The following is a 22,589-nucleotide window of genomic DNA, read 5'->3' as shown; positions in this document are numbered from 1 at the left end:
CTTCCCGGCACGCGGTTCCCGCCTGACACCGGGTGCCCGTAAGGTCAGAGGGGTGCGCCTCCTCGTCCCCCCACTCCGCTGGCCGGAGCCACGCGCCCTCGCGGTCGGCGCGCCGCTCGCGCTGTGCGGCGTCGTGGTGTTGACGCTGGTGGGCCGGGAGACCGGAGGCGAGGGCCTGATCGCGGGGCTGGTGCTGGCCCTGCTTCCCATACCGCTGCTCGTCGGCGTCTTCCGGTGGCTCGACGGCGTGACGCCGAAGCCGTGGGGGCAGCTGGGGTTCGCGTTCGCCTGGGGCGCCTGCGCCGCGACGCTCGCCGCGCTCGTCACCAACGGTCTGCTGGTGCGGCTGCTCACGGGCGACGAGGCGTCGCTGGCACCGGCCGGCTCCGGGCCGTTGGACACGCTGGAGCTGACGGTCATCGCCCCGGTGGTGGAGGAGACCGCCAAGGCCATGGCGGTGCTGCTGCTCTTCCTGCACCGGCCGCACGCGTTCAACGGCGTCCTCGCCGGTCTCGTCGCGGCCGGCGTCACGGCGACGGGCTTCGCGTTCACCGAGAACGTGCTGTACCTGGGCAGCGCGGTCACGCAGGACCGCGCCGGCGACGGGCTGTTCAGCTCCACGGTGGCGACGTTCTTCGTGCGGATCGTGCTCGCGCCCTTCGCCCATCCCGTCTTCACGGCGATGGCGGGCGTCGGCCTCGGCCTGGCCGCGGCGCTGGCGCCGCACCGGCACCCGCTGTGGCGCCTGGCGCTGCCGGTGCTCGGCTTGGCCGCCGCCATGGGCCTGCACTCGGCGTGGAACGCGTCCACCTCGCTGTCGTTCTTCGGCTTCGTCGCCGTCTACGGGCTGCTGATGGTGCCCGTCTTCGTGTCGCTGGCGTGGCTGGCGCTGTGGTCGCGGCAGCGGCAGCTGCGGGCGGTGCGGATCTGGCTGCCCGGCTACGCGGCGGCCGGCTGGCTCAGCCACGAGGAGCCGCAGGTGCTCGGCACCTCGCGGGGGCGGTCGCTGGCCCGGCGTCTGGGGCACAAGGCGCACGGCCGCGCCGGCACGCGCGCGGTCGCGGACTACCAGGCGACGGCCGGCGCGCTGGCCGAGCTGCGGCAGCGCGCGGAGCGGCAGGGGACGGCCGGCACGGACTTCGCGGCGAGGGAACGGGACCTGCTGGCGCGGCTGGCGTGGCTGCGCGAGACGGCGGGGGATCCCACGGTGCGGGCGGCGGGGCAGCTGCGGGAGATGCTGGCCGAGTCCGCGGCGCCGAGCGGCGCGCGGCAGGGTGGGGACCGGGGGCAGGGTGGGGACCGGGGGCAGGGCGCGAGCCCGTACTCGGCGGACCTGGTGTGACGCGGAGATGCGACGCGCGGCCCCGAAGCGGGGCCCTGACGCGGGCCCTCGCCTGACGCGGGCCGCGCTGCCCGTGTGACGGCCGCCCTCCCGACGACGCGCGCCGTCCGGGCAGCGCAGCTCAGCGAAGCGCGATCCGCATCCCGTCGCTGTCGCTGTGCCGCGCGTGGGCGAGGACCCACTGCCGTTCCTCCGGCCGCAGCTGCCCCGGCTGGGAGAAGCCGATCAGGTCGATGCGCGGGCTGACGTCGAGGAAGTCCAACAGCCGCACGACGGTGAAACCCGTCGTGGCGTCGGCCGCCCACCCCGGCTCGCCGATCAGCGCCGCGTCGCGCACCGGCCGGGCCAGCGACTTGTCCCCGACGTAGGTCTGCGCCCCCGGCACCAGGCGGTGGCGGACGGCGTCGCGCCACTGGACCGGCTTGTCGCCGAAGACGAGCCGGATCTCGGCAGGCCGCCGCCACGCCCCCGGGGCGGCGCAGCGGTGCGAGACGGCGTGGAGGTGAAGCCGCGTTCCCGTGCCGGCCGCCGCCCGGCCCGCCTGGCCCACCTGGCCCGATTGGCCCGATTGGCCCGCCTGGAAGGAGTCGAGCCGCACGACGAGGTCGTAGGCGTCGATCTCCTCGCCCAGGCCGCTGGCGGCGACGGCCTCGCCGTTGGCGACGACGCAGACGTTGCGCCCCTTGAGCTGGCTGCGCAACGGGCCGACGCCGATCGGCTCGCTGCCGCCGAGCAGCGGGTCCTCGACGCGCCCCTGGCCGGCGAGCCGCGTGTAGGTGGCGTAGGAGTCGGCGAGCCGGCGCGTGTCGGGATCGCCGGAGCCGTGGTGGGTGAGCCGTTGCTCCACGGCACCCGCCAGCACCTCCTGGAGCTGTCGCGGCGGCTGCTCCGCCAGACGGGCCTCGGGAACGATCCGGCCGGCCGTGGCCAGCGCCGCCCACTGGTCCGCCAGGGTCTCGCGGCGCCGCAGGATCGCGCGGTCGCTGCCGCCGAGCGCCTCGTACCTCTCGTACGCGTCGAGTGCCTCCCGGTCACGGCCGGCGGCGTGCAGCACGTCGCCGCGCAACCGCCACGCGCCCCTGGACCGGGAACGCAGCACGACGGCGGTGTCCGCGAGGTGCCGCGCCAGGCGCGTCTCGCCCGCGTCGAGGGCGGCGCGGCCCGTGGCCAGCAGGGCCGCGTGGCTGCGGTCCTCGTCGGGCTCTGCGGCGGTGTGCTCGACGACGAGCCCGCCGATCGCGGCCAGCAGCGCGGTGCCGTTCGGGCCGGGTGGTCGGGCGGGCGAGACCGCCGCGAGGTGACGGGCGCACTCGCGCACGCAGGCGTGGAGCATGTTCTCCGCACGGGCGACGCTGCCGGGCCTGAGCCTGGCCAACCCCGCTGCCCAGGACGTCTTCATACCGTCGACTCTGCCCCACGGGTGCGTGCGTGACATGACCTGAAAGCGCCATCAAGGTGAACGGTTTCTGACACCGGGAACGCACCCGCTTCCCACCCTCTAGCGGAACGCACCCACTGACCGTAGCGTCACCCTCACACCTCGCCGCGCCGTTCCTCGCTTCCGTCCTTCTGTGGTTCTGGAGCCCGACGTCCGATGTTCACCGAACACCAGCAGCAGCTCCGTGAGCGCTTTCTGGCCGCGCCGGTCACCCCGGCCCCGGCCCCGTGGCGCCCCGTCTTCCGCCCCCACCCTGCCATCCCCATCGGCGGCCTCTTCGGCGTCGGCTTCGCGCCCGACCCCGCGCGAACCGACGACGAACTGCTGATGGTCGTCTCACAGGAGGGCCTGGGCGTCTTCCACGTGGCGACCGGCGTCCTCCTCGCCCGCGACCGGGACCCCGATCCGGGCTCCACCGAGCCGTCGGGGCCGCAGCTGACCGTCAAGGGCATCGGCCCGCTCGCGGGCCTCCCGATACCCGTCGCCGGGCTGTACGGCGGCGGTCTGCACTCGATGACGTCCGACGGCTGGACCATCGACGTCGTCAGCCCGGACTGGCCCCACCACCGCGTCCTCCTCTCCACCGACGGCGGCCTCTACCACGGACCCACCGGCACCCACTGGTGGCACATCCACCACGCCACCCTGGCGCCGCTGCGCACGGCGGGCTTCTCGCCGTCGGGCAACGCCCTCGTCGTCGCGACGAGCACGAGCCTGATGCTGCTGACGCGGGGGTGACCCGCTGGGAGGCGTGCGGGCGGATGTCCGAACGACGACCAGGACCAGTGGCCACACGGTCACCGGAAGGGACCAGAAGCCATAACCTTGGACACGGTGCTGGAGGGGCCGCCACACATCGCGGTCAGCACTCGTGGGGAATGTGGGGAGGATGGCGATGAAAGCCGTGGGTGAGGGGTTCGGGCAGTACGACGTCGCCACGCCCGACGCCGCTGGGATGGTGGCCTCCCTGAGTTCGTTCGGCTACTCGTTGGAAGCCGCGGTGGCCGACCTGGTCGACAACAGCGTCTCGGCGGACGCCCACACCATCGACGTCGTGTTCACCTGGCTGGGACGGGACTCGTGGATCGCCGTCGTCGACGACGGCACAGGAATGACCCCCGCGGAGCTGGTGACCGCCATGACGGTGGCCGCCCGGGGACCGAAGACCCAGCGCTCTGCCTCCGACCTGGGCCGTTTCGGCGTCGGCCTCAAGTCAGCCTCCTTCTCCCAGGCGCGGCAGCTGACGGTCTCCACGGCCACCTCCGGCGTGTGGCACACACGCACCTGGGACCTGGACACCGTGGAGCGACACGGCGAGTGGCGGCTTCTGCACGGGGCCGACGAGGAGACATCGGCCGTACTCGACGAGCTCCGTGATCGGGCGACGCGCGGAACCGTCGTGCTGTGGCGCAGGCTCAACGGCTACCACTCCGACGCCGTTGACGGGCGCGACGAGAAGACCCAGCAACAGTTCTACACGGAGGCCCGACGCACGGAGGCCCACCTCGGCATGGTCTTCGCCAGGTTTCTCAGGGGAAGCCGCCTGCGTCTGACCGTGGCCAGCACACCCGTCGAGCCGTGGGACCCGTTCCTCTCCAACCATCCATCGGTCCATCGACTCCCCGTGGAGGAGTTGCCGCTCGGCACCGAGACCGTCCGCGTCGAGGGGTTCGTCCTGCCGAGTGCGCATCGGCTGGAGAAGGACGAGTTCGAGCGAGCCGGAGGACCACGCGGCTGGCTCGACCAACAGGGGTTCTACGTCTATCGCAGGGACCGCCTCATCGTGGCGGGAAACTGGCTGGGGCTACGTGGCCTGCGGCGTGAGGAGAAGTACGCGCTGGCCAGGATCGCCGTGGACATTCCCGCCGAGACGGATGTCGAGTGGGGCGTCGACGTCCGCAAGTCCAGCGTCGTCCCACCCGTAGGCCTGAGAGGCCACCTGCGACGCGTCGCCCGTCAGGCCCGGCGGCAGGCCGAGGAGGTCCTGCGGTTCCGCGGACGCATCGCGGCGCGGACCCACAGCGGAAGACTGGTCTACGCCTGGAGTGTCCGGCGGCTGGACGAACAGGTCACCTGCAGGATCAACCGCAGCCACCCGCTCGTGAGGGCCGCCCTCCGGCCGGGCGCCGAAAGGAAGGACGTCCACGCGCTGTTGCGGCTGTTGGAGGAGACCGTTCCGGTCATCACCCTGCGCACCATGCACGAAACCGACTCGGGCGACGACCCGGAGCCCTTCGGCGGTGCGGGCCCCGCTGACGCCGACGCCACCGCGATCGCGCGGCGGATCTACGAGGCACTCGTGCTGGAGGGCTACTCCCCGGCGGACGCACGCGAGCGCGTGCGCACGTATCCACCCTTCGACCAACTCCAGGGGTTCTGGAGCTGACAGGCATCACCGAGTCCCCACACCCACGTCCTCGACCACCCCGTGAACTGGAAGGCGCCACGTGAGTCCCGTTTCTGACGAGTCCGCCGACGCATTCGCGAAAGCCCGAAGCATGGTCCTCACCATGCACATGGACGACGATCAGCCGACGCCGGAGGAGCTGCGGCAGACGATCGACGACCTCCTCGGCATCTTGTCCGCCAAGGGCGCCCACGTCGACCGGGAGTTACTCGAGAAGGAGGTGACACAGCTCCTCTCCGTGTCGCAGGACGCCGCGACAGGGCCGAACAACGACGACGGAGGACACCGGGCCTGGCTGGCTGAGGCCAAGACTGATCGACCGTGGGACTTCTGGAAGAGATACCGCTGGTACCTGGACGATGTCCGGGCACTCCCGCGTGCCGTGGTGCGCCGGCTCGACCAGAGCACGGACGACGTGCTGGGGCAGTTGGAGGATCCGCAACGCCCCGGTCCCTGGCGGCGGACCGGACTGGTGATCGGCCAGGTCCAGTCCGGGAAGACGGGACACTACATCGGGCTCGCGGCGAAGGCGGTCGACGCCGGGTACCGCCTGATCGTGGTTCTCGCGGGTATCCACAACGACCTCAGGAGCCAGACACAGCTCCGCATGGACGAGGGTCTACTCGGATTCCACACAGACGAGAAGAAGAGGTTCTCCCGCAGCGGCCAGTCTCCCGTGATAGGCGCTGCCCGCATGCCCGGTGGCAGAAGGCTGGACATCGGCACGGCGACGAACAGCTCCCAGAACGGTGACTTCGGTCGTTCGACGGCGAACACCATGCGGAACCTCCCCGGGCTCGGACACTTCCCGCTGGTTCTTGTCATCAAGAAGCACCACAAGATCCTCGACTACGTGCGCCAGTGGGTCACCGAGGCGAAGGGGTTGACGGACGAACACGGTCAGAGAGTCGTTCGCGACTTCCCGTTGTTCGTCATCGACGACGAGGCCGACAACGCGTCGATCAACACCGCGGACCCGGACGCCGACCCGACGAGGATCAACGCAGCCATCCGAGAGCTTCTCAACAGCTTCGACAAGGCAGCGTACGTCGGGTACACCGCCACGCCGTTCGCCAACATCTACATCGACCGGGACGCGAGGCACGAGAAGTTCGGGGCGGACCTCTTCCCCGACAGCTTCGTTCGCAGCCTGCCGTCTCCTTCGAACTATCTCGGCCCGGAGCGGGTCTTCGGCCTACAGACCGAGGACAGTGACGAGGAGGACATCGAGCCTCTACCTCTCGTTCGAAACGTCACCGACCACGACAGTTGGCTACCGACCAAGCATGAGGCGAACGACGAACCCTCCGAAATCCTTCCGGACTCCCTCCGTGAAGCGGTCATGGCTTTCGTTCTGGCCTGTGCCGCAAGAAGAGCGCGTGGTCAGAAGCAGGAACACAACTCCATGCTCGTGCACGTCACCCGCTTCATCAAGGTTCAGAACCGCGTCCACGAGCAGCTCCAGGACTTCGTCGATTTCCTCCTGGACTCGCTGAACGACAGCTACGGCCAGTCCCGACAGCGTCTGTACGAGTTCCGTAAGCTGTGGGAACGTGACTTCGTTCCCACCACACACCGGTTCCCGGCCGACAGAGCCGAGCGAGTGACCTGGCAGGACGTGGCCCGACAGCTCACTCCCGCGCTCAAGAAGATCCATGTCAGGCCGGTCAACGGCTCGTCCCGCGATGCGCTCGACTACTACGAGAACCGCAGGACGGGTTACTCGGTCATCGCCGTCGGCGGCCAGAAGCTCTCCCGCGGCCTGACTCTCGAGGGCCTCACCGTCAGCTACTATCTCCGCCCGTCGGGAACGTACGACTCGCTTCTCCAGATGGGTCGATGGTTCGGCTACCGCCCCGGCTACGAAGACCTGTGCCGCCTCTACACGACCCCGGGACTCCAGCTGCGCTATGTCGAGGTCACGGCGGCCCTCGACGAACTTCGCCGCGAGATCGAGGACATGGCGGACCAACAGCTCTCGCCCGAGGTCTTCGGGCTGAAGGTCCGCGCATCAGCCTCACGCGGTCTGCTCGTCACTGCCGCGAACAAGATGAGGAGCGGCACCCGGGTCCTGCTCAGTTTCTCCGGGGCGGGGCCCGAATCCGTACTGTACGACCTCGCCCCGGAGATCCGCGAGAACAACGTCTCCGCCCTCAGGGATCTCGTCCAACAACTGGACGCCATCACGACGCCTGACTACGTGGGCAGCAACGTGAAATGGAACGGCATTCCACCCGAGGTGGTCTCGGACTTCCTCCATCGCTACCAGAGCAGGCAGAAGGCGAAGACCGCCCGTCCCGGACTCATCGCCGACTATATCGACAAGTGCACCCAGGCTGGGGAACTACGGAACTGGACGGTGTGCGTCGTCGGGAAGACCGGTGCCGAGAGCACGGAGAAGGTCGGCCGCCACACCATCGGGCTGGTCGAGCGTTCCCCCGTCAACAAGGACGAGTACGAGCAACAGGGCCGCTATGTCCTGCGACGCGTGCTGAGCCCGCTCGACGAGGAGATCGACCTCGATCAGCAGCAGAAGGACGCCGCGTACGAGGCGACCAGAAAGGCCTGGGAGGCGAAGGAGAGAAAGAGCGAACCGAAACGTGCCTCTGGTCGACACCTGCGGCTCCAGCGGCGAGCCGACCAGGCGTTGTTGCTGATCTATCTCTTCGAACCCAGGGAACGGGACAGGCTCCCGACAACGATCGACGTAAGGCCACCGCTCGTCGGCTTCAAGCTGAGTTTCCCCCGCTCCGAGCACCGTGCCGCCACCGAGTACGTCGCCAACGGCGTGTGGCTCGACGAGCATCTCGGACTCGACGACGAGGAGGATGACGAGGAGTGACCACACGAGACGTCCTGTCGGGAGTCCAGCATGTCTGACCAGGAGACCGTCGAGTTCGCCCGTGGCCTCATCGCGGAGGTCAACGCGACCGCCGACGCCGAGGAGGCCAGCCTTCCCGAGGTGTTCACCCGCCGCGTGCTCGACGAGCTCGAGGAGGCCGGCGTCGCGTCCAACACCTTCACCGCATACCACAAGGCACACGGAATCGAGGTCCACGGATACGCGGTGGCCGAGTCCGGTGAGACCCTGGACCTGTTCACCACGGACTTCGACCTCCGGCCGCTGGTTTCGAAGCTCACCAGGACTGACGCGGAGACGAAGTTCCGCAGGCTCCTGACCTTCGTCCGACGGACGCGCGACGGTATGCGTAAGGACCTCGACGAGTCACACGACGTCCATGACATGTGTGCCTCGCTCGAGAAGGCCCTCACCGAGGTACAGCGGATCAGGTTCTTCCTCCTCAGCACGCGGGTCGCGACATCGACGGAGTTTCCGCCGACAACGTTTGACGGTCTGCCCGTGAGTCACGAGGTGTGGGACCTGGCGCGACTCCACCGCCACGCGACGTCGGGCCGCATGGGCGAGCCGATCGTGGTCGACTTCGACCCTCCCCTGCCCTGTGTGGCGGTCCCCAGCACCGAGGAGGACCACTCCGTGGTCCTCACCGTCATCAGCGGCCAGCAGCTCGCCGACCTGTACGCCGAGTACGGAACGCGGCTGCTCGAACTGAACGTGCGCTCCTTCCTCCAGGCCCGCGGCACGGTGAACAGCGGCATTCGGAGGACTCTGCTCAATGCGCCGGGACGCTTCCTCGCCTACAACAACGGCGTCACCGCGACGGCCTCGCGGGTGGACCTGGTGTGGGGACCCGACGGCACGGTCACCGGCATCAGGCGCGTCCACGGCCTCCAGATCGTGAACGGCGGGCAGACCACCGCCTCGCTGCACTACGCGGCCACAAGGGACAGGGCGGACCTCAGCGACGTGAGCGTACAGATGAAGCTCACGGAGGTGGCCCCCGAGCGGCTCGCGGAGATCGTGCCGAAGATCTCCGAGTACTCCAACACCCAGAACCGTGTGACGCTCGTGGACTTCAGTTCCAACCACGAGTACCACGTCGCGTTCCAGAGGATCACACGCTCCCTGTGGGCACCGGCAGCGGACGGCAGTGGCCAGGAGACGCACTGGTTCTACGAGCGGGCGCGCGGCCAGTACACGGACGAGCTGGCCAAAGCCCGCACCCCTGCGAGGCAGCGCGAGTTCAAGCGGCTGAACCCCTCCAGGCAGAAGTTCACCAAGTCGGACCTCGCGAAGTTCGTGAACTCGTGGGACCAGCTCCCTCACCTCGTCAGTAGGGGCGCACAGAAGAACTTCTCCCACTTCATGCTGCGCATTGATGAGACGCCGCCCCACGTCGACGTGCAGTACTGCCAGCGCGTCATTGCGATGGCCATCCTCTTCAGGGCGATCGACCGGATCGCCGCCGCGCACGGGGCCGGAAGCCACAAGAGTTTTGTCACCACCCACACGATGGCCAGGCTCTCCCGCGCGACGAACCGACGGATCGACCTCGACCGCGTCTGGCGGGAGCAGCGTGTCTCGCCCGTGCTCGAGGAAGCCGTCGACGAGCTGTGCCCGCGCGTGATGGGCGTGGTGGCCAACCCGCGTGAAGGTGTCCATGCCGGTGAGTGGGCGAAGAAGGAGGCCTGCTGGATCACCGTCTCGGAGATACCCTGGAGAGTGCCGCGCAGCCTGGCGGAAGAACTTCGCGGCACCCCCCTTGACCAGGAGGAACTCGGTCGGGGGGACACACACGAGAGTGCACCAGCGGAGGTGGCGCTTGTTCCCGCTTCCGAGTGGTTCGCCGTCGAGCAGTGGGCGAAGCAGACGCGGAGCCTCGATCCCTGGCAGCGTCAGGTGGCGCGGAAGGTCGGACAGCGGGTGCAGCTCGGTCAGGAGGTGCCGGTGAACCAGGCCGTTCAGGCTCTCGACATCAGGAAGGAGGCCCAGAAGCTGGGCTTTCTCCCACATGCCCCATCAGGCGAACCCGACACGGAAGGTGTTGGCTCAGCAACTCGGACGGTCTGAGATCACTCATGGGACAAGACGACACGGCGGCTTCGCCTCGGTGGATCAGCACCGACAAGGGGCAGCATCTCCGTGGCCGGAAGGTACGCGACACGAAGCCGGAGATCGCCCTCCGCCAAGCGGTTCACCGCCTCGGACTCCGTTTCCGCCTGCACCGCAGGGTGACCGACCGTTGCACCGCCGACCTCGTGTTCCCGCGCTACGGGGTTGCCGTGTTCGTGGACGGATGTTACTGGCACGGCTGCCCGCACCACGGCCCGGCCGTGTTCCGCGGACCGAACGCGGCCCTGTGGAGGGAGAAGATCGAGACGAACAGGGAGCGCGACCGCCGCAACACGGAGGCCGCCCAAGCCGCGGGGTGGACCGTGATCCGGGTCTGGGAGTGTGAGATCCGTAGGGACGTCGAACAGTCGGCACTCGATGTCGCCCGCAAGTGTCGTCCCCGGGATCAGGAGGCCGACGACACGGCCGGTGCCGACTCCTGAACGAGATCGGGTGCGTCCGTCGCCATGGTGAACAGGGTGGCCTCTGACGAGAACGTCTGTTTCGCCTGCGGCGGAGGCGCCGGCCCCTTCTTCGGACAGTACTCACTGAGCGGGCACTGCTGACACACAGGTCGTGACGGAAGGCACATCGTGTTACCGATCAGACGCAGGGCCGCCATGCGGAGCGGGGCGTCGGCGCCCGAACCAACCAGCCTGACCAGGTCGACGCGGCCGTCGCTCAGCCGGTTCTTCTGGTCCGACGTACTTCCGTTGACCCGTGCGGCCACGCGCACAGCCCCCTGCCCGACCCAGAGTGCGTCGCGTCCGATCAGAAGGTCGTACAGGGTGGCCTCCGAGGGTTTCAGCGGCACGGCCTCGGGGACGTCGTCCCCGCTCTGCCAGAGTGCGGACCTCCCCACCACCGTTCCGAGCCGCTCGAGCCGGGTCCGAGCCGCCGTCGTCGGCGCGGACTCCAGCAAGTCCTTCAGGACCTTTACGGAGAGGACCTTCCGCTTATGGACCATGCCGACCAGTCGCTCCAGCTCAGCGCGGCGCAACTTCGCCCCGGACAACACAGCCACCACGGCTGCGGCAGGTGCGGAGAGCGTGGGCAGCTCGAACCAGTGCGCGTCGCGCTGGCGCCTCGCCCACTCCGTCAGGCGGCCCCGCACCGTCACCCAGTACGGCGCAAGCCCGCCCGGGGATGCCACCACGCCGGGCAGCGGACGCAGCACCCGGGCCGCGGCCTGCCCGAGTAGCGGCGGAACGGCGTTGCCGATCTGTGTGAAGGCGTCGCTCCTGGTGCCGGCGAAGCGGAAGCGGTCCGGGAACGTCTGCACCCGCGCGGCTTCCCGCACGGTCAGCGTGCGGTGTTGGTCCGGATGGATGTACCAGTACCCGTCCTTGGCGATGTGGGCCGTGATCGAGCGACTGAAGTCGTTCCAGCTGAGTCTCTTGTACTTGTCGGTGAAGTGGTCCGCGCGGTACCGCTGCAGTTCACGGGGCACCTGAGAGTAGAGGGTCCGGGAGTCCATCCCGGAGAAGATCTTTAGGTCGTCGGTCCTGACACGGCGGGTCATGTGATCCCAGACCACGTCCTCGGGTACCCCCTCACGCATGATCCCGACGAACGTCGACGGTTCCTCCGGCGGAGCGTAGGGGAGCTCACGCTGTCCCACGCGCTCCCGCGCGACCACGGGTAGCACCGGCAGGTCGCCGATGGCGTCACGGAGACGGACCGGCTCCCGTTCCTGTCCCCAGTCGAACCGCTCCACGTCCCGCCTGGCCAGGAGGATCAACCGCTTCCTGTGCTGGGGCACACCGTACTTCCAGGCATCGACGAGACGAACCTGGGTGGCGTATCCGAGGTTCTCCAGCCTGTGCTCCATGGCACGCACCACGGAGAAGTCGTCGCTGAGGCCCATGTCGGGCACGTTCTCCATGAGTACCGCACGCGGGCTGAGTCTCTCCACCATGTCGAGGTAGGCGAGCCACAGTTCCTTACGGCGGTCGTGCGGGTCGCGGCCGTGCTGGTCGACGAGGCTCCTGATCTTGCTCCTGCCCGCCCTGCTGTAGGGCTGGCACGGTGGGCCTCCCGCCACGAGGTCGATCATGCCCCTGGCGGGTTCGAGGTGGCGCTCCAGCTTCTCGCGCTCCTCGGGGTCCCCCAGATCCATGTGCAGGCTCATGCCGGAGAAGTTCGCGGCGTGCGTCTCCAGGGCCCGCTCGTTCATGTCCACCGCGGCAGCGATGGTCCACCCGGCTCGCTGGAGTCCGAGACTCAGGCCGCCAGCACCGGAGAACAGGTCGACCGCCAGGCGCTTGCCCTGGCCGAAGCCGTCGAGCCACTGGGCGAATCCCTCTGGGGCACAGCTGTGCTCGTTGGGCTCAAGCTTGAGGTAGTCGCTCCGCTCCAGGGGGACGCCGTACTGGCCCTTCCTCACAGCACACCCCCCCGCGGCCCGGACATCGTCGAGCACCAGGGGAACACGGAGACCTCGATCGAATCAAGGGCCGCGGCATGCCGATGACGAACTAAGCGGATGATGCAACGACGCCCAAGGTCCTGGTGAGCGAACGAATCCATGGGACCCCCCTGACCTTGGTTCGAACCGATGTTCTGACGAGGTGAAACCTGATCAACTCTAAGGGATAACGTCCACGGAGGCAGCCCTCGGCCCGTTCCGGACGGTCACTTCCGGTCGGGTGACATCACGTTCAACGACTCAGTGACCAGCAACGACATGCTTCCGAGCATGCCCGCCTCCCACGATGCCGACGCTGCCCCCAGCGGGATCACGGGTTCACTACAAGCTGGCCCTGAGTACAATCGGCCCACTGCGGTGTGCAGTCGACAGAGAACGGTCCGTTAGTGGGGGCGCAGGTGGACTCGGAGACGTCGAAGGCCTACCTCCGGCCTCGGGCTCGACTGATGAGCACGCTCGGGGTGGAGCTGATCAGCAACGAGCGGGTGGCCCTCACCGAGTTGGTCAAGAACGCGTATGACGCGGACGCCAGCCTCGTCGTGATCCGGTTCGTCGACCCCCTGGAGGCGGGCTCCGGGGCCATCGAGGTCTGGGACGACGGCCACGGTATGTCGCCCGAGACGGTCAGGGGGACCTGGCTGGAGATCGCGACGCCCCACCGCCACCGCGCCCCCCGCAGCGAAGGGCTAGGGCGCCGCGTCCTGGGAGCGAAGGGAATCGGCCGGTTCTCGGCCGCCCGTCTGGCCTACCTCATGTCGCTGACATCGCGTCGGAGGGACGAGCGGGAGGTGAGCGTCCGGGTCGACTGGGGCGAGTTCACCGACGACGACGCGTATCTCGACCAGGTTCCCGTCGGGTGGTCAGTCGCCGAGCCGGACGTCTTCGCACCCGGTGGCGTGGCACAACAGCTCTTCGACCGCGTCACGCAGGGCTTCCAGAGGCCCACGGCGGCCAGTGACGGCGCTGGCGAGGAGGGGGCAGGGCCGCAGGGGACGGTCGTCCGGCTCCAGGGTCTGCGGCAGGGCTGGACAGAAGAGTCGATCACGGTCCTCAAACGGTCCCTGTCGCGGTTGCTGCCACCACCGCCGCCTACGGAGCTGTCCGTGCCCGACCAGCCGGAGTTCGCGATCTACGTGGCCACACCGCAGGGCCCGCTTCAGCACCTCTCGGGTTTCGTGGCGGCCAGCGAGGCCCTGGCCCACCCGCACCACCGACTGGTCGGCTCGGTCGACGCCGACGGCGAGGCCAGGTTGACAATCGAGGTGGGGAAGCACTCGCACGAGGAGACGATCCGGGAGAACCTCGCCTCGGGCTCGGCGGGCCCGACGTGCGGACCGTTCAGGCTCGACATCCGCGCGTGGGACCTCGACGCCGACTCGATGCGCGAGTTGATGAAGATCGATCTCGGTGCCTCCAACGTTCCCGAGATGAGAAAGCACATCCGGGGCAACAGTGGCGTTGCGCTCTACCGTGATGGCTTCCGCGTCCAGCCCTTCGGCGAGCCGGAGTTCGACTGGCTCAACTTCGACCTTCGTCGCGTCAACAACCCGACGATGCGGTTTTCCAACAACCAGGTCGCGGGATTCGTCTACATCTCCGCCGACGAGAACCCAGGGCTCCAGGACAGGTCCCACCGCGAGGGCCTGATCGACTCGCCCGAGTACGAGGAGCTCAAGCGACGCATACTCCAGGCGGTGAGCCGGCTCGAGTCCCGACGTTACAGGCTCAGGCGCCCCCTGGGGACGGTCTCGCAGGCCGCGACCCCCGGTCTCGTGTCGGATCCGAACCGCGGGACGAGCGTCTTCGACGCCTTCAGCCTGGATCCGCTGCAGAGGGTGGTGAGCCGCCGGTATCCGGACGACGTCGAGCTCAGCAGGGCCGTGGAGCGGGCCAACGAGACGATCCAGTCCGGAGTCAAGAGGGTTCAGGAGATCATTTCCCAGTTCTCCCGGCTCGCGACTCTGGGAACGCTGGTGGACGCCGTCCTCCACGACGGCCGCTCCGCTCTGGCCAAGATCGCTTTCGATCTCTGGAAACTCAACAAGCTCGTGAAGGGCCTCCAGGACAAGGATCCCGACCTCTCCCGGGAGCTGATGAAACTGCACACGGGTTTCGCGACGCAGGAAGCCGCGATCGACCGCCTGTTCACTCGTCTCGAGCCCATGAGTGGACGACGGCGGGGGCGTCCGCAGGAAATCTCCCTCCAGAAGACCATCAAGCAGGCGGTTTCCGTCCACCAAGCCGACATCGACAGGCACGGCGTGTCGGTCACGTACGGGGGGGAGGACGTAACGGTGACGGCCGAGCCCGGAGACATCAACACGCTGATCCTGAACCTGGTCGGGAACTCGATCTACTGGCTCAGCACCCTCCCACCCTCCGCCGAGCGCATCATCCACGTCGAGACCGAGCGCACCGGTGCCGGCGACGTGGACATCATCGTCAGCGACAGCGGGCCTGGAGTTCGGGAGGAGATAAAGGACGTGATCTACGACGCGTACTTCAGCGACAAGCCCGACGGCATCGGCCTGGGGCTCAGCATCGCCGGCAGCGTCGTGAAGGACTTCTACGACGGTGAACTGTCCCTGCTCGCTCCGGGGCCTCTCCCCGGCGCGTGTTTCAGGGCCCGACTCCGAAGGAGGGTTGGGTGACCCCATCACCCGTGAACCACCGTCTGCTCATCGTCGACGACGAGGCGGACATGGCTGAGCGACTCCAGGAAATGCTCACGGAGGAGCTCGCTGACCTGGGAGACCTCAGTCTCCAACGCAGGGAGAGCTTCGACGAGGCCGAGCATCTGCTGAGCAGGGAGCAGTTCGACCTGGTAATCCTCGACGTGCGGGACTCGGGAGGAAACGGAGACCTCGCCCGGACCCTCGAGGGGCGGGGCCGCGAGCTGTTCGAGAGAATCTCGGGTTCCCGGTGGGTTCCGGTCGTCTTCTACACGGGCGTGCCGGAGCAGGTGCGGAGCCTGGAACAGCCCCCACTCGTCCAGGTCGTCACGAAGAACCGGTTACCGGAGATCGTGGAGGCGGTCCGCGTCGGCCTCGAGTCCGGCGTCCCCTCGTTGACCCGACGGATCGGTGAGCTCGTGGACGGGGTTCTGCGCAGCTTCCTCCGGGACGAGATCGCTCCCCACTGGTCAGATCTGTCAGAGAACGACAGGGACGAGATCGCGCCCGTGCTGGTCCACCGGCTGGCCGCGTGGCTCAAGGAGAACGCGATCAGGGAGCTCGACCGCGTTCTGGACGGCTCAGGCGGCAGTACCGTCGGACACTCGTCCGCGGCCCGCGTCTATCTGAAGCCCCCGGTGACGCACCACGTCACCGCTGCGGACATCCTGCTCGACCCCGCCGGACAACGCTGGCTGGTGCTCACACCCGCCTGTGACCTCTACGAGGACCCGCCGTCCGCGATGGTCGCCAGCCCGAGGACGGCCAAGGCAGAGTTCGTCCGTCTGGCGAAGGCGGATCCCCTTTCTGAGTCGCAACTCGTCAGGGAGGTGAAAGCCGGCGTGCGAAGCAAGGATCAACTCAGGGACATTATCAGGGAGAAGTCGAACAGGTTCCGCATTCTGCCCAAGTACCTCGACATTCCCGATCTCCTGGTCGACTTCGAGAACGTCACCTCCGTCCCGCTGTCGGACGTCAGCACGTGGGGGCGGGTGGCCACGCTCGACAGCCCGTTCGCCGAGGCATGGCTGACGACCCACAGCCGCGTTGTGGGACGAATCGGGACACCGGACATCAGGCTCGAGCACATCGAACAGGAGTTCAACCTCGTGAAGATCAAGAAGGCCAGGAAGCAGATCTCGCTCCCTGGCCCGCGTCCGGGTGAGCTCCAAGCCGCTGGCGACTGAGCCTGTTCCGATTCCGAACCGCCCCCGCATCGTCAGTAGACGATCGAGACGATCTGGCGGGCGGTTCGGCCCGAGGTGTGGTCGTCGGTGAGGCGGGGTGTGGGTGAGGCCATGGAGGGGGTGAAGCCTCGGATGCACAGGCGTCAGGCGGTCTCCGAGCGAGGCGGACGTTGGTGGCGGGCTGTCGTTGACAGCGCTGGGCGCAGAGGCAGAGGGGTGCGGAGTGGACGGGCCAGATGAGGGACCTGGGCCTGGAGCGGCTGGTAATGGCATGATGCGCACCGTGTCGCACGAATTTTCCGCAGCGCGCCGCCCGCCCCTGCTGTGGGAGCAGCACTGCTGCCTGCCGCTGAAGCGGCGTGCGGAGGTCGGCGAGCTGGCCCGCTACCGCAGGCCGGGCGGCAGCTTCGTGTCGGTGAACGTCGGCTACGCGCCGCACGGCGCCGACGACGTCACCGGCCTGATCACGAGCTGGCGCGAGCGCATCGCCGCGGACGACCGCCTGCGGCTGGCCGCGAACGTGGACGACGTGGACGCCGCCGGGCGCGCGGGCGACGTGGCGGTGGCCTTCGACCTGGAGGACTCCGCCCCGCTCGAAGGGCGGCTGGAGCGGGTGCGCCACTTCTATGAACTCGGCGTCCGCACGATGCTGCCGAGCTACAACAACCGCAACGCGGCGGGCGGCGGCTGCCTGGACGAGGTCGACGAAGGGCTCACCGCGTACGGGCGGGCGCTGATTCGGGAGACGAACGCCGTCGGCATGGTGGCGGACGGCTCCCACTGCGGCGCCCGCACCGGGCTGGAGATGTGTGAGGTCTCCGAGCAGCCGGTGGTCTACAGCCACTCCTGCATGCGCGCGCTGTGGGACCACCCCCGCAACATCACCGACGAGCAGGCCAAGGAGTGCGCCGCCACCGGCGGCGTCGTCGGCATCACCGGCGTCGGCATCTTCCTCGGCCCCAACGACGCCAGCGTCGACGCGCTCGTCCGCCACATCGACCACGCCGTCGACCTCGTGGGCCCGGCACACGTCGGACTCTCGACGGACTTCCCCTTCGACCACGACGACTTCAACGCCCTGCTCGCCGAGAGCCCGGAGCTCTTCCCCGACTGCTACACCCGTTGGGGACCGATCGACTTCATGCCCCCGGAAGGGCTGCTGACCGTCGAGGCCGCCCTCCGCTCCCGCGGGTACCCCGACGACGCCGTCACCGCGATCCTGGGCGGCAACTTCCGCCGCGTGGCGGCGGAGGTGTGGCGATAGCGTCTCGGCGCCTCAGTAGACGACGGAGACGATCTGGCAGGCCGCCTCGGCAAGGTGTCGGTCGCCGGTGGTGTGGGCGCGGGTGAGGGCGGTGTCGGGGTCGATGCCGCGGGCGCACAGGCGCCAGGCGGTTTCGGGATCCAGGCGGACGGTCGCGGCGGGAGGGCCGTCGGGCGTCTCGGCCAGCGACCAGCGGCCACGCTCGCCGGTGGCGGTCGCGGTCCAGGTGCCGCCGGCCGGGCCGTCGACGGTGAAGGCGAGGGACGTGCCCGGCGGGGCCGGGGCGCCGCGCAGCGTGTGCGGCAACGCCCGCAGGAAGGTGTCCAGGACGGTGCCCATCGCGCGGGGCTCGGCGTCCGTGGCGAGGCCGACGGCGTGGCGGATCTGCTGGCGGTGGGTCCAGTACTCGGTGAACTCCCGGGCGATGTCGAGCCACGCCGGGGCCGGGTCGGCCCCCGCCCAGGACACGCCGATCGGCGCGCTCGCGTGGAGGTCGGCGCTCTCGTAGTGGCGGGCCAGCTCCGTCCCGCTCTCCTCCAGCGCGGTGAGGAGCCTGGCCGGGCCGTGGTCGGCGTGGCGGTCGACCCACTCCTGGTTGGTGCGATGGATGAAGGCCGCGAGGCTCTCGCCTGGCGCGGGCGCGCCTCGCCAGTTCCCTCCGCGCCCGAGGCGGCCGTGGAGGTCGCCGAGGAGGTGAGCGGCGAGATCACGGACGCTCCAGCCGGGGACGGCCTCCCTGTCCCAGTCGGCGGGTGCGAGGCCACGCAGGAGGTCGAGGAGCGAGGCCAGTTCGGGCCGGAACAGCGGCCGAGCGTCGATCGGCGCGCCCAGCCAGGCGAGGTCTGAGGGGTCGAGCTGCGCGTCCATGGGTCAGAGCCTGTCATCGGTGACGGGCGAGCTGCCAGCGAATACGTTCACCGCGACGGGCAGTGGAGGGCGAAGTACACCGTCTTGCCCGTGGGCTGCGGGCCGCCGTGGATCTTGTAGCCCCAGGAGGAGGCGCAGTGCTGGAGCAGCGCCAGGCCGCGCCCGTGCTCGGCGCTGAAGGCCGTGGCGGGGTGGGGCGGCGGGGTGGGGAGAGGCGTGGGATCGGTGTCGTAGACGGCGACCCGGAGGGCGGCGGGGCGGATGCTCGTCGTCAGGCGGATCACGCGGGTCGGGGTGTGCTGGTAGGCGTTCGTGACGATCTCGGAGACGAGGAGGCGGGCGGTGTCCACCTCGGCCGGGCATGCCGTGTGGCGGAGGAGGAGCGCCACGTGGTCGCGCGCCAGCCTGGCGGCGTCCGGGGTGTTCAGGGTGGCGAGGTGGTAGATCCGGAGCCTCGGCTCGGAGATAGGTGGCGCGGAGATCGTCATGGGAAGCCCTCGGTGTGCGGACGACGGGGCCTCCGTAGGCCCACGGTAGGGATTAAGCTAAATCCCTAGGCAACGAAGTGCCAATGAAGGCACATAAGTTCATCCCTGTGGGTGACTTCGCTGCTCCGACATCGTTGGGCTCGGCAGACGTCCGAGCGCCACGAGGGGAGGGAATGATGGGCCTGCGCGCCAACCCGACGCAGCGGCAACGGCGTTTGGGCACGGAGCTTCGCAGACTGCGGGACGAGAGTGGCCTGACCGCCACCAGCGTGGGGCGCGAACTCGGCTTCAGCGCCGCCCACCTGAACAACATCGAGTCGGGGCGCACAGGGATCTCGGCGACCAAGCTGAGGACCCTCGCTGAGCTCTACGGCTGTCGGCACGCCCCACTCATCGACGAACTGGTGGCGATGAGCCAGTCCAACGGTAGGGGCTGGTGGTCGGAGTTCAACCACCCGCCGCACAACGACAGCGCCCGCGACCTGGCCGAGCTGGAGGCGATGTCGGTCAGGCACCGCAACTTCCAGTGGGTCAACATGCCCGGGCTACTCCAGACCAGCGAGTACATGAAGGCCCTGTTCCGGAGCGGCCAGCCGGACGGCGACGAGGACACCTGGGACCGCTTCGTTCAGTTCCGTCGCCGCCGCCAGCGACTGTTGACCGAGGCGCGACCTCCCACGTACCACGCGATCATCCATGAGGCGGCGCTGCGTATGGAGTTCGTCCCGCGTGGTGTGATGCGGCGCCAGATCGAGCATCTGGTCGACATGGCGAGGCTGCCGAACGTGACCGTCCAGATCCTGCCGTTCCACGCCGACGAGTACCCTCCGGCCTTCAGCAGTCCGTTCAACTGCCTCGACGCGGCCCTCCCCGAGCTCAACACGGTCTACGTGGAACACCCGACACTCTGTCCCTTCGTGATCGACCAGGGCCATCTCACACAGTTCTCCGACGCCTTCCAGAAGCTCAGCGAGGTCGCCCTGCCCCCGATCGATGTCGACGATCGGGACCGAGGTCGATCGAGGAGAACCTCCCTCGGACTCGTCCAGCACATCCTCTACGAGCTATGAAGGGCCATCTGATGTCCGCGAATCCGTGGCAGAAGTCAAGCTTCAGCTCCAACGACGGCAACAAGGACTGCCTGGAGCTCGCCTCCACCGGCGGTGGGCCGTTGCTCCTCCGCGAGAGCGACGAGCCTGAGGTGGTCATAGCCAGCCATCCCATGCGCGTCGCCGCGCTGCTCGGTGCGATCAAGGGCGGGCTCCGGCCGTAGCCGGGGCAGTAGCCGACTCCACATCCGTCCGGTGGGCGAGTTCTGAGGGTTCCCGGGACATGGGGATCTCGGGTGACGGTCAGGGGGTGTACGACCTCAGAGGGAGAGGCGATTCAGTAGCGCGAGGGATGTGGGGGGTGGGGAGGGCGGGAGAGGGTGGGGGTGTGGGTCCGCCCCTGACAAACGGGCGGGGGGCGGACCTCCTCCTCGTTCCGTTCGCGGACATGAGCGGACGTGAGCGGACATGAGGGGGCCGGCGGCCCTGGCGTCGGGGGGAGCCACCAGGGCCGCCGGCGGTCTTGTGGGAGGACGCGGCGGAGCGGAGGTGTTCGGCTAGATGGTGAGGCCCTTGTCGCGGAGCCAGGCCAGGGGGTCGATCGGGTCGGAGCCGCCCGGACGGACCTCCAGGTGGAGGTGAGGGCCGGAGGAGTTCCCCGTGGAGCCGACGTAGCCGATGACGTCCTCGGTGACGACCTCCTGGCCGACGGACACGTTCATCGACGACAGGTGGCAGTACCAGACCTCGGTGCCGTCCTCCAGCTCGATGATGATGCGGTATCCGTAGTCCCCGGCCCAGGCGGCCTCGGTGACGACGCCGGTGTGGATGTTCTTGATGGGCGTGCCGGCGGGGGCGGCGAAGTCCTGGCCGGTGTGGGTGGAGGCCCAGTACGAGCTGACCTCGCCGAAGTACGAGGAGAGGCGGTAGTCGCTGAGGGGGAGGGTGTAGCTCGCGCGCAGGCGCTCCAGCTCGGCCTGGCGCTGGCGCTCCAGCTCGGCCTGCCGCTCGGCCTCCGCCAGCGCGGCGGCCTCCTCGGCGGCCTCGGACTCCGCCTCCGCCAGGGCCTCCTCGCGGGCGGCGTCGGTGGCGGAGGACTCCTGCTGGTCCGCCTGCTGCATGATGCGGGCGCGCAGCGCCTCGCCGGCGTCGGTCTGGCCCGCCTCGACGTCGGAGGCGGTGAGGCCGGCGGTGGTGAACGGGGACTGCGCCACCATCTCGGCCGGGGTGGCGAGGGTGTCGCCGCCGTCACCGTCGGAACCGGGGTCGGAGGAGTCCTCGCCGGAGAGGCCGCCCACGAGGGGCAGTCCCGCCGGGATGGCCTCGCGCACCTTCTCCGCGGCACCGCCGAGACCGGGCACGGAGCCGGCGCCCTCCTCGTTGGCCGTGGCCATGCCGCCGGCGCCGACTGCCGCGATCACGCCGACGCCGAGGACGGCGCGGCTGCGGGCGATGGTGCCGCCGCGCTGGCGGGAGACGCGGTGCCGGCCGCGGAGCGGGCGGAGGCTGTCCTCGCTCGGGTTCCACTCGCCGGGGGCCGCCTCGGGCTGGTCGTCGCTGTCGGCGAACGACACGGGGGCCGGGGCGGGCGCGGGGGCGGGAGCCGGAGCGGCGACGGGGGCCGCGAGGGTGGCCGTGGCGGCGTGGCCGTCATGCGGCTCGAAGCTCTGCGGTCCGAAGGGGTCGAACGAGGTGAGCGGGGCGTCGTAACCCGTGTCGTACGGGGCGCCCGCGGCGGCGTAGGCCGTGTCGTACGCGGGGGCCGCGCCGTAGGGGGAGGGGGAGGGGGCCGGGACAGTGGCCGTCGCCGCTGTGGTGGCGTACCGGTCGTCGAAGAACTCGCCGTAAGGATCGCCGTATGAGTCGCCGTAGAGATCTGTGGGCGTGCCCGCGAAGCCATGCTCGGGGGCGGCATACCGGTTCGACGCCACGGAGGCGCTCTCCTTTCCTTCCCTCGCCTACCGGGTTAGCTGACGGGTTCGGAGCAGGAAGGTCTCCTACGGGCGGCAGGCCATGGTGGCTACCTGCTGTCCGATTCACCCCGGATAGTGGTTCCCCGGTTCCTTTGGTGCAGTTGTGACGCACACGCCGGATTCAGCGACAGAGCACGGTGCCGTCCTTGCGACGGCGGTGACGACCGCGCTGCGTTATCGAACGTTAATAGACGCCCCCGCCAGATTCAAAGGCCCTGAGAAAAATAAAACCCGGATCCGGTAGGGACTTTCAGCGCCCAAGCATGCCAAACCGGGCATACGTACTGCTGAGTACGGGCGGGATGTGGCCCACGCCTCACCACGGAAACAATCTGACGCTGCGTCAATTGTTATCGCAGTGGCGTATGGTGCTCACCCTCGGTGAGAAATTCCGCCGCGAACATCCGACCGCGTGCGAGGAAGTGAAGGAAGAAGGCTGCGCGAACCAGCCAGAGCCGGAGCGGAGTCGGAGTCGGAGGAGCAGAAAAGAGTAAAGAAAAGT

Annotated in this window: 16 protein-coding genes and 1 riboswitch; of the genes, 11 read left to right on the top strand and 5 right to left on the bottom strand. The window is 68.9% G+C overall.

The window, feature by feature from the left end; all coding sequences use genetic code 11:
- The first annotated feature begins 52 nt into the window (after nt 1–52).
- Nucleotides 53–1,342, top strand: coding sequence for a PrsW family intramembrane metalloprotease (locus ACTWP5_RS22440; RefSeq protein ID WP_443222860.1), 1,290 nt, complete (start codon nt 53–55; stop codon nt 1,340–1,342).
- Between the two features lie 121 nt (nt 1,343–1,463).
- Here the strand turns inward: ACTWP5_RS22440 and ACTWP5_RS22435 are convergent, their stop codons facing one another.
- Entirely contained in the window at nt 1,464–2,741 is a 1,278-nt protein-coding gene (locus ACTWP5_RS22435; protein WP_443222859.1) for a hypothetical protein, read from the bottom strand.
- Nucleotides 2,742–2,936: 195 nt separating this feature from the next.
- Here ACTWP5_RS22435 and ACTWP5_RS22430 point away from each other — a divergent pair, with 195 nt between their 5' ends.
- The 5 genes from ACTWP5_RS22430 to ACTWP5_RS22410 all read left to right on the top strand — a co-directional run bounded on the left by ACTWP5_RS22430 (nt 2,937) and on the right by ACTWP5_RS22410 (nt 10,602).
- The gene (locus ACTWP5_RS22430) at nt 2,937–3,518 is read left to right on the top strand and encodes a hypothetical protein (RefSeq protein WP_443222858.1); all 582 of its coding nucleotides are present in this window, start codon (nt 2,937–2,939) and stop codon (nt 3,516–3,518) included.
- A gap of 151 nt (nt 3,519–3,669) precedes the next feature.
- Nucleotides 3,670–5,166, top strand: coding sequence for an ATP-binding protein (locus ACTWP5_RS22425; RefSeq protein ID WP_443222857.1), 1,497 nt, complete (start codon nt 3,670–3,672; stop codon nt 5,164–5,166).
- Nucleotides 5,167–5,290: 124 nt separating this feature from the next.
- The gene (locus ACTWP5_RS22420) at nt 5,291–8,029 is read left to right on the top strand and encodes a Z1 domain-containing protein (RefSeq protein ID WP_443222856.1); all 2,739 of its coding nucleotides are present in this window, start codon (nt 5,291–5,293) and stop codon (nt 8,027–8,029) included.
- Between the two features lie 135 nt (nt 8,030–8,164).
- On the top strand, nt 8,165–10,117 hold the full coding sequence (locus ACTWP5_RS22415; protein ID WP_443222855.1) for an AIPR family protein: 1,953 nt from the start codon (nt 8,165–8,167) through the stop codon (nt 10,115–10,117).
- Nucleotides 10,118–10,125: 8 nt separating this feature from the next.
- On the top strand, nt 10,126–10,602 hold the full coding sequence (locus ACTWP5_RS22410) for a very short patch repair endonuclease (protein WP_443222854.1): 477 nt from the start codon (nt 10,126–10,128) through the stop codon (nt 10,600–10,602).
- On the opposite strand, the gene dcm is transcribed toward ACTWP5_RS22410, so the two are convergent.
- Entirely contained in the window at nt 10,566–12,581 is a 2,016-nt protein-coding gene (dcm, locus tag ACTWP5_RS22405; protein WP_443222853.1) for a DNA (cytosine-5-)-methyltransferase, read from the bottom strand. The two genes, ACTWP5_RS22410 and dcm, sit on opposite strands and share 37 nt — an antisense overlap.
- A gap of 452 nt (nt 12,582–13,033) precedes the next feature.
- Here dcm and ACTWP5_RS22400 point away from each other — a divergent pair, with 452 nt between their 5' ends.
- The 3 genes from ACTWP5_RS22400 (at nt 13,034) to ACTWP5_RS22390 (ending at nt 17,710) form a co-directional block, all read left to right on the top strand.
- Entirely contained in the window at nt 13,034–15,238 is a 2,205-nt protein-coding gene (locus tag ACTWP5_RS22400; protein ID WP_443222852.1) for a sensor histidine kinase, read from the top strand.
- Complete coding sequence (locus tag ACTWP5_RS22395; RefSeq protein WP_443222851.1) at nt 15,235–16,446, top strand: hypothetical protein; 1,212 nt, start codon at nt 15,235–15,237, stop codon at nt 16,444–16,446. Before ACTWP5_RS22400 ends, ACTWP5_RS22395 begins: the two co-directional genes overlap by 4 nt.
- Nucleotides 16,447–16,720: 274 nt before the next feature.
- Nucleotides 16,721–17,710, top strand: coding sequence for a dipeptidase (locus ACTWP5_RS22390; RefSeq protein ID WP_443222871.1), 990 nt, complete (start codon nt 16,721–16,723; stop codon nt 17,708–17,710).
- A 12-nt stretch (nt 17,711–17,722) separates the two neighbouring features.
- Here ACTWP5_RS22390 and ACTWP5_RS22385 read toward each other — a convergent pair whose 3' ends face one another.
- Both ACTWP5_RS22385 and ACTWP5_RS22380 read right to left on the bottom strand, forming a co-directional pair.
- A complete protein-coding gene (locus ACTWP5_RS22385) occupies nt 17,723–18,577 on the bottom strand; it encodes a maleylpyruvate isomerase family mycothiol-dependent enzyme (RefSeq protein ID WP_443222850.1) in 855 nt (284 codons plus the stop codon).
- Nucleotides 18,578–18,624: 47 nt separating this feature from the next.
- A complete protein-coding gene (locus ACTWP5_RS22380) occupies nt 18,625–19,065 on the bottom strand; it encodes an ATP-binding protein (protein ID WP_443222849.1) in 441 nt (146 codons plus the stop codon).
- 173 nt (nt 19,066–19,238) lie between these two features.
- Here ACTWP5_RS22380 and ACTWP5_RS22375 point away from each other — a divergent pair, with 173 nt between their 5' ends.
- Together ACTWP5_RS22375 and ACTWP5_RS22370 are read left to right on the top strand one after the other, a co-directional pair.
- Nucleotides 19,239–20,135 (top strand): helix-turn-helix domain-containing protein, encoded by an 897-nt coding sequence (locus ACTWP5_RS22375; protein ID WP_443222848.1) that lies wholly within the window; start codon nt 19,239–19,241, stop codon nt 20,133–20,135.
- 11 nt (nt 20,136–20,146) lie between these two features.
- Nucleotides 20,147–20,338 (top strand): DUF397 domain-containing protein, encoded by a 192-nt coding sequence (locus tag ACTWP5_RS22370; RefSeq protein ID WP_443222847.1) that lies wholly within the window; start codon nt 20,147–20,149, stop codon nt 20,336–20,338.
- A gap of 333 nt (nt 20,339–20,671) precedes the next feature.
- On the opposite strand, the gene ACTWP5_RS22365 is transcribed toward ACTWP5_RS22370, so the two are convergent.
- On the bottom strand, nt 20,672–22,045 hold the full coding sequence (locus ACTWP5_RS22365; protein WP_443222846.1) for a M23 family metallopeptidase: 1,374 nt from the start codon (nt 22,043–22,045) through the stop codon (nt 20,672–20,674).
- A 9-nt stretch (nt 22,046–22,054) separates the two neighbouring features.
- A riboswitch (cyclic di-AMP (ydaO/yuaA leader) is annotated at nt 22,055–22,224 on the bottom strand.
- Nucleotides 22,225–22,589 lie beyond the last annotated feature (365 nt).

Origin of the sequence: Streptomyces sp. 4N509B (genome assembly GCF_052245655.1) — a bacterium.
GTDB lineage: Bacteria > Actinomycetota > Actinomycetes > Streptomycetales > Streptomycetaceae > Streptomyces.
The sequence above is the reverse complement of the archived record's forward strand: the minus strand, read 5'-3'. Positions and strand labels throughout refer to the sequence as shown.

Excerpts from the sequence above, each read along its gene's own strand:
- ACTWP5_RS22435 (WP_443222859.1), bottom strand. The coding sequence starts at position 2,741 with ATGAAGACGTCCTGGGCAGCGGGGTTGGCCAGGCTCAGGCCCGGCAGC.
- ACTWP5_RS22430 (WP_443222858.1), top strand. The coding sequence starts at position 2,937 with ATGTTCACCGAACACCAGCAGCAGCTCCGTGAGCGCTTTCTGGCCGCG.
- ACTWP5_RS22425 (WP_443222857.1), top strand. The coding sequence starts at position 3,670 with ATGGCGATGAAAGCCGTGGGTGAGGGGTTCGGGCAGTACGACGTCGCC.
- ACTWP5_RS22420 (WP_443222856.1), top strand. The coding sequence starts at position 5,291 with ATGCACATGGACGACGATCAGCCGACGCCGGAGGAGCTGCGGCAGACG.
- ACTWP5_RS22410 (WP_443222854.1), top strand. The coding sequence starts at position 10,126 with ATGGGACAAGACGACACGGCGGCTTCGCCTCGGTGGATCAGCACCGAC.
- ACTWP5_RS22400 (WP_443222852.1), top strand. The coding sequence starts at position 13,034 with ATGAGCACGCTCGGGGTGGAGCTGATCAGCAACGAGCGGGTGGCCCTC.
- ACTWP5_RS22390 (WP_443222871.1), top strand. The coding sequence starts at position 16,721 with ATGCGCACCGTGTCGCACGAATTTTCCGCAGCGCGCCGCCCGCCCCTG.
- ACTWP5_RS22385 (WP_443222850.1), bottom strand. The coding sequence starts at position 18,577 with ATGGACGCGCAGCTCGACCCCTCAGACCTCGCCTGGCTGGGCGCGCCG.
- ACTWP5_RS22380 (WP_443222849.1), bottom strand. The coding sequence starts at position 19,065 with ATGACGATCTCCGCGCCACCTATCTCCGAGCCGAGGCTCCGGATCTAC.
- ACTWP5_RS22375 (WP_443222848.1), top strand. The coding sequence starts at position 19,239 with ATGATGGGCCTGCGCGCCAACCCGACGCAGCGGCAACGGCGTTTGGGC.
- ACTWP5_RS22370 (WP_443222847.1), top strand. The coding sequence starts at position 20,147 with ATGTCCGCGAATCCGTGGCAGAAGTCAAGCTTCAGCTCCAACGACGGC.